General features: G+C 59.4%; 5 protein-coding genes. 1 reads left to right on the top strand and 4 read right to left on the bottom strand.

The genetic code is table 11. From position 1 onward, the window contains the following. Both KRR23_RS22325 and KRR23_RS22320 read right to left on the bottom strand, forming a co-directional pair. The coding region (locus KRR23_RS22325; protein WP_216744290.1) for a hypothetical protein at positions 1-227 on the bottom strand (227 nt) is incomplete at its 3' end. After that, positions 211-681, bottom strand: a complete 471-nt coding sequence (locus KRR23_RS22320) for a DUF1289 domain-containing protein (protein WP_216744289.1) — start codon at positions 679-681, stop codon at positions 211-213. The genes KRR23_RS22320 and KRR23_RS22325, both read right to left, overlap by 17 nt. A 408-nt stretch (positions 682-1,089) precedes the next feature. Here KRR23_RS22320 and acnB point away from each other — a divergent pair, with 408 nt between their 5' ends. Continuing rightward, positions 1,090-3,690, top strand: coding sequence for a bifunctional aconitate hydratase 2/2-methylisocitrate dehydratase (gene acnB, locus KRR23_RS22315; RefSeq protein WP_216744295.1), 2,601 nt, complete (start codon positions 1,090-1,092; stop codon positions 3,688-3,690). A gap of 195 nt (positions 3,691-3,885) precedes the next feature. Here acnB and KRR23_RS22310 read toward each other — a convergent pair whose 3' ends face one another. After that, the gene (locus tag KRR23_RS22310; RefSeq protein ID WP_216744288.1) at positions 3,886-5,544 is read right to left on the bottom strand and encodes a SulP family inorganic anion transporter; all 1,659 of its coding nucleotides are present in this window, start codon (positions 5,542-5,544) and stop codon (positions 3,886-3,888) included. Between the two features lie 231 nt (positions 5,545-5,775). Further along, positions 5,776-7,056, bottom strand: a complete 1,281-nt coding sequence (locus tag KRR23_RS22305; RefSeq protein ID WP_216744287.1) for a serine/threonine transporter — start codon at positions 7,054-7,056, stop codon at positions 5,776-5,778. Positions 7,057-7,265 lie beyond the last annotated feature (209 nt).

The following is a 7,265-nucleotide window of genomic DNA, read 5'->3' as shown; positions in this document are numbered from 1 at the left end:
CCGAGCGTTTTTTTGCTTACTTTTTTTAGGCGCTTGTAAAAAAAGTGAGTCGCCGTCAGGCGAAACCCTAAGCGGCCGTTACCGCAGAAATGGATATGTACACCTGCAAGAGATTGGTCGGCTGTCAGGCCGCCATCGCGGGCAAGCCCGGCTCCCACAGTGAATTGGTGTATATCTGCGGGAGATGGATCGGCTGTCAGACCGCCAGGATCAACCGCCAAACGCATCCCTGAGAAAACCCGGCGCGATATAGCGCTGGTAATGCGCTTCCGACAGCAGGAAGAATTCCCGATCAATGGCATCACGCAACTGCGGCAAGCTCCAGTCGCGGAACTCCGGCAGCAACACCATCCCATAAGCTTCCAGATTATTGATCACCCGTGCCCCCCGGGCGATCAACTGGTACGCCCAGCAATACTCCGACTGATGCGGCACAAAACGGATCTTCCGCTGCTCCAGCTGCTCACGCAGCCGCCAGGGATCAAAAATCTCGAGTTTCCCGGCCATCACCTGCACCAACAGCTGCTCAAGACGCAGCCAGACGGCGCGCTTTTCTTCCTCGTTGTAACCGTTCCAGTGAATCACTTCATGGTGGAAACGCTTGCAGCCACGGCACACCAGATCACCGTAAACAGTGGAACAGAGGCCGACACAGGGAGTCTTGATGGTTTGATTGGGCATAGGTAGGCAGAACGCGAGAAAGCAAAACAGGTCGGCATGTTAGCCCTTTGTCTAACATTCATCACCCCTCAAAGTTCAGGGCCTAACTTACCTTTAATTTTTTTTTGCCGTAGAATCAGCCAGCCTTTTAAGGCGCCAATGTCCGTTAGAAGCTGTTTTCAAAGCGTCACGAGCACAGTCGTTCCTTCAGAGCGGTGTTGGCGATGAGTATTTCCAGCGGGGAAAAACTCAGCGCCAACCCTCATCAGCTCCCCGTTCTGCAGGCGTAAAACTTTGAAAGCAGCTTCTGTAAGGAATTGTCGGTAATTCTGGCTAAGCGGCCCACAACGCCACGCAGCGCATGAGTACGGCAATTTCGGGATGAGCGTCCCGGACACCCATTTGGGACCACTGATGAGGGTAATAACTGTGCTTGAAGCCTACCGCAAACATATCGAAGAGCGCGCAGCACTGGGTATCGTTCCCCAGCCGCTTAACGCCGAACAAACTGCAGGCCTGGTTGAGCTGCTGAAGAATCCTCCTGCTGGCGAAGAAGCTTTCCTCGTTGACCTGATCACCAATCGCATTCCGCCTGGCGTGGACGAAGCAGCCTATGTAAAGGCCGGTTTCCTGTCTGCGTTGGCCAAAGGCGAAGCCACTTCCCCCCTGATCGACAAAAAGCGCGCTGTTGAACTGCTTGGCACCATGCAAGGCGGCTACAACATCGTGACCCTGGTTGACCTGCTCGACTCCGCCGAACTGGCTGCAGTCGCTGCCGCGCAACTCAAGCACACCCTGCTGATGTTCGACGCTTTCCACGACGTCGCGGAAAAAGCCAAGAACGGCAACGTTCACGCTCAAGGCGTACTGCAATCCTGGGCTGACGGCGAGTGGTTCAAGAACCGCCCGGTGCTGGCCGACAAGATCAGCCTGCGCGTATTCAAGGTCACCGGCGAAACCAACACCGACGACCTGTCCCCTGCTCCTGATGCCTGGTCGCGTCCAGACATCCCGCTGCACGCCCTGGCCATGCTGAAAATGGCCCGTGACGGCATCGTGCCGGACGAGCAAGGCGTCACCGGTCCGATGAAGCAGATCGAAACCATGCGCGGCGAAGGTTTCCCGATTGCCTACGTCGGCGACGTAGTGGGTACCGGTTCTTCGCGTAAATCGGCGACCAACTCGGTGCTGTGGTTCTTCGGCGACGACGTTCCTTACGTGCCGAACAAGCGCGCTGGCGGTTTCTGCTTCGGCAGCAAAATCGCTCCGATCTTCTACAACACCATGGAAGATGCCGGCGCACTGCCAATCGAATTCGACGTCACCAACATGAACATGGGCGACGTGATCGACCTGTACCCTCATGCTGGCAAAGTCTGCAAACACGGTACTGATGAAGTCCTGACCACCTTCGAAATGAAGACCCCGGTTCTGTTGGACGAAGTCCGTGCTGGCGGTCGTATCCCGCTGATCATCGGCCGTGGCCTGACCGAGAAGGCGCGTGCCGAACTGGGTCTGCCACCGTCCGACCTGTTCAAGAAGCCGGAAGCTCCGGCTGAAAGCACCAAGGGTTTCACCCTGGCGCAGAAAATGGTCGGCAAGGCGTGCGGCGTAGCCGGCGTTCGCCCTGGTACCTACTGCGAACCGAAAATGACCACCGTCGGTTCCCAGGACACCACTGGCCCGATGACCCGTGACGAACTGAAAGACCTGGCGTGCCTGGGCTTCTCGACCGATCTGGTCATGCAGTCCTTCTGCCACACCGCGGCCTATCCAAAGCCGATCGACGTCACCACTCACCACACCCTGCCAGACTTCATCATGACCCGCGGCGGCGTTTCCCTGCGTCCGGGCGACGGCATCATCCACAGCTGGCTGAACCGTATGCTGCTGCCAGACACCGTCGGCACCGGTGGTGACTCGCACACCCGTTTCCCTATGGGCATCTCGTTCCCGGCCGGTTCCGGTCTGGTCGCGTTCGCCGCAGCCACTGGCGTGATGCCACTGGACATGCCGGAATCGATCCTGGTGCGCTTCAAAGGCAAAATGCAACCGGGCGTCACCCTGCGTGACCTGGTTCACGCCATTCCTTACTACGCGATCCAGGCTGGCCTGCTGACCGTAGAGAAGAAAGGCAAGAAGAACGCCTTCTCCGGCCGCATCCTGGAAATCGAAGGCCTGGACAACCTGAGCATCGAACAAGCCTTCGAGCTGTCCGACGCTTCGGCTGAACGTTCGGCTGCCGGTTGCACCATCAAGCTGTCGAAAGAGTCGATCACCGAGTACCTGAGCTCCAACATCACCCTGCTGCGCTGGATGATCGGCGAAGGCTACGGCGATGCGCGTACCCTGGAACGTCGTGCTCAAGCGATGGAAGCCTGGATTGCCAACCCTGAGCTGATGGTTGCCGATGCTGACGCCGAATACGCTGAAATCATCGAAATCGACCTGGCCGACATCAAGGAGCCTGTGCTCTGCGCGCCAAACGATCCGGACGACGCCCGTCTGCTGTCCAGCGTTGCTGGCGAGAAGATCGACGAAGTGTTCATCGGTTCGTGCATGACCAACATCGGTCACTTCCGCGCTGCCGGTAAACTGCTGGATCAGGTCAAGGGTCAGCTGCCAACCCGTCTGTGGCTGTCGCCGCCGACCAAGATGGATGCTCACCAACTGACCGAAGAAGGCTACTACGGCATCTACGGCAAGGCTGGCGCGCGCATGGAAATGCCGGGCTGCTCGCTGTGCATGGGTAACCAGGCTCGCGTAGAACCGAACTCCACCGTAGTGTCGACCTCGACCCGTAACTTCCCGAACCGTCTGGGCGATGGCGCCAACGTCTACCTGGCTTCGGCCGAGCTGGCGTCGGTGGCTTCGATCCTGGGTCGCCTGCCGACCGTCGAGGAGTACATGGCCTACGCGAAAGAAATCGACACCATGGCCAGCGATGTCTATCGCTACCTGAGTTTCGACCAGATCGCCGAGTTCCGTGAAGCTGCAGCGAATGCCAACATCCCGGTCATTCAAGCTTAACGCCTGTGGCGAGGGAGCTTGCTCCCGCTCGGCTGCGGAGCAGTCGTAAAATCAGCCCCCGCATTCTATCTGAATACTCGCGGTGGCTGATTTTTGGGCCGCTTCGCGACCCAGCGGGAGCAAGCTCCCTCGCCACAAAAAAACGCCGCGCATCGTAAGGTGCGCGGCGTTTTTTTATGCCAGAAGTTTTTTCCCTTAGCCTTTAAGCGCCTCCTGCACCGCCCCGTCGACGCTCAAGTCACAGAGCGTGACTTGCAAACGCTTGACTTCCGGTAGTGCCGAGAGAGCCGCTTGCGCCTCGAGCTTGAGGCGCGCCAGCACCAGGCGCTTGCCTTCGTTGCGGACCCGCAAGAAAAACTCCTGCAACGCCTCGATGCTGGTGCCGTCCAGGTCCGGCGATTCTTCCAGGCTGAGAATCACGGTATGAATCGGCGTTTCAGAGTGCCGAATCAAGTGCAAGGCACCACCAAGAATTCGCTCCGCGTTAGCAAAAAACAGCGCTTCGCCGGGTCGGACAATCAGCATCCCCGGCACAGCCTTGGCCAATGGATGACGTTGCATGTCGACAAAATCGTGCCCGGTGCCGATGTGCCCGAGAACCTGGATATCCGCCGCTGACATTTGCTTGAGCATCAGCAGCACACTGATCGCCACCGCCACCAGCAAACCGTCCAGCACCCCCAACACCAACACGGCCGCCACGGCGCAGATCACCAGCAGGCGATCACGTCGCCAGACGAAATAGCGCCCCAACGGCTGCAGGCTCAAGCCACGGCCCAGCGCATGCATGACGATCGCGGCCAATATCGGCTCAGGGGTCAAGGCAATATAAGGCAGCACCGTCAGGACAATGATCAGCACCACCAGCGCTGCCACGCCACCGGCCAAACGCGACGTCGCACCGGCGGCCTCATTTGCGGACGTCGCGGAATACCCCGCCCCGGCCGGCATCCCGTGAAACAGCCCGGACACCAGGTTCGACGCCCCCAACGCCAGCAAATCCCGGTTCGAGGACACCCGATCACCGTGCTTGAGTGCGAAGGAGCTGATCGAGCCGTAGGACTCCGCATACAGGATCATCACCATGGCAAAGCCCAGTTCTCCCAGGCGTAACCAGTCGGCAAAAGGCAGCACCGGCAGCTTCGGAATCTCCAGGCCAAGGTCGATAATCCCGATCATCCTGACCCCGTAGGCCGGCAGGTTCAGCCATTGCCCCGCCGCGATGCCGATCACCACCACCAGCAAGCCACCCGGCAAGCGCCGGAGCCGCCCGAACAACCACAACAAGGCCAGCGCCACCGCGGCCACACTGACGGCGACCCAGTTCCACTGCGGCAGTTGCTCCAGCAACTCCGGCAAAAAGCGAATCGGATTGCCGTTGCTCAAGTGCACGCCGACCACGCTGGCGAGCTGTTTAAGGATGATCGTCAGTGCCAGGCCAAAGGCAAAGCCACGCAATACCGGCTTGGCGATGAATGACGTCACGCTGCCAAGCTTGAACAACCCGGCCAGCAAAAAGAACGCGCCGGTCACCAGTACCAGCCCGATGGCCAGGCTTGCACGAAGTTGCGGGTCGCCATTGGCCAGTGTCGCCGTGGCGGCCGCCAGCACGGCGGCTGACGAAGAGGTTGCGGAAACGATGGCAAATCGGCTGGTGCCAAACAGTCCATAACAGAGCAAGCCAGCGAACAGCGCAATCACCCCTGCCTGAGGCGCCAGGGCCGCAATACTCGAATACGCGACAGCCTCGGGCAGCAGTAGACCGGCAATCGATAAGCCGGCCAACAGGTCCTGCAAACGGTTGGGACGCTCGGTGGTGGTTGGGGGCGATACAGTCGGCGGATCAGTCGGCAATCAGGTGTCTCCAGACAATCAATTCCAAGTCGGCCAGATCGACAACGGCACAAAACAGAACATCAATCACACTGCTTTGCAGGCACAAGCGTAGCCTCTAATCCTCAATGGCACGTGAGCTGGATCAATTTGCCCCCGATAATCGGCACAGAGGGTCGCGCCGAGCTTTTCGACCGAGCAAAAAAAACGGCCGCTGCGCGTATAAAGCGCAGCGGCCGTTGCCTCACTGAATCAGGCGGTCAGCGAGTAGATCAGCGCCGAAATCGCCACCAGGCCCACCAGCGTCACGAAGACGTTGGAGGCCTGGCCGCGATAACGCGCCATGGCAGGAACCTTGCGGATCGCATACATCGGCATCAGGAACAGAATCGCCGCGATGACCGGGCCACCGAGGGTTTCGATCATCCCCAGGATGCTCGGGTTCAGCGTTGCGACGATCCAGCAGACCACCAGCATGAACGCTGCGGTCATACGGTCCAGGGTCTTCGGTGCCGGACGGCGACCGCTTTTGACGATCAGCCCCTTGAGGCCTTCGCTGGCGCCGATGTAATGGCCCAGGAACGACTTGGAAATGGCCACGAACGCAATCAACGGCGCAGCGAACGCGATCGTCGGGTTGCTGAAGTGGTTGGCCAGGTACGACAGGATCGACAGGTTCTGCGCCTTGGCCTCGGCCAGTTGTGCTGGCGACAGGGTCAGCACGCAACTGAAGACGAAGAACAGCACCATCACCACCATCAAGGCGTGAGCGCGGGAGAGGATCTGCGAGCTGCGCTCTTCGGCGTGCATGCCATAACGACGCTTCTGGTCCACCGCAAAGGCCGAGATGATCGGCGAATGGTTGAACGAGAACACCATCACCGGAATCGCCAGCCACAGCGTGTGCAGCAACGCCGAAGGCGCAGGCAAGGTGCTCGCGGTGGCGAGAATGCCGCCGTTCCAGTGCGGAATCAAAAACACTGCCAGAAACAGCAACGCAACGATGAACGGATACACCATCAGGCTCATGGCCTTGACGATCATCTGCTCGCCGCAACGCACCACGGCCAGCAGACCGAGGATCAGCACGAACGACAGAACCGCCCGTGGAGGCGGCATGATGTGCAACTGGTGCTCGAGGAAACTGCCCACAGTGTTGGTCAGCGCAACGCTGTAGATCAGCAGGATCGGGAAGATCGCGAAGAAGTACAGCAACGTGATCAGGGCGCCGGCCTTGATCCCGAAATGCTCTTCGACGACTTCGGTGATGTCTGCCCCCGCGCGACCGGATAACACGAAGCGGGTCAGGCCACGGTGTGCGTAAAAGGTCATGGGGAACGCCAGCAACGCCAGGATCAACAGCGGCCAGAAACCGCCAAGACCTGCGTTGATCGGCAAAAACAGGGTACCCGCACCAATCGCCGTGCCAAACAGGCCCAGCATCCAGGTGGTGTCATGGCGATTCCAGCTGCTGAGGCTCGCTGGTGCCGCCGCTTCATAGCGTTCATCAACGCTATTGGCCTGATCATTCATCCGGTCAGATCTCCGCATTCCGGTCACTTGCCACTCGGTCAGGACGAGTCAGAAAAGCTGACAGGCAGCGCCCTGGCCGAAACAGGGGCGCGATTGTCCGGGATTAATCAGCAGAAGCAAAGACTTAGCTGAGGAATGGTTATGCGGATCAGATGCTCGGAAATGGCGTTACGCGCCACAGCCCGCAAAATCCGTCGGCTGAACGCGAG

Origin of the sequence: Pseudomonas sp. CVAP#3 (assembly GCF_018986375.1) — a bacterium.
Taxonomy (GTDB): Bacteria; Pseudomonadota; Gammaproteobacteria; order Pseudomonadales; family Pseudomonadaceae; genus Aquipseudomonas; species Aquipseudomonas helvetica.
The sequence above is the reverse complement of the archived record's forward strand: the minus strand, read 5'-3'. Positions and strand labels throughout refer to the sequence as shown.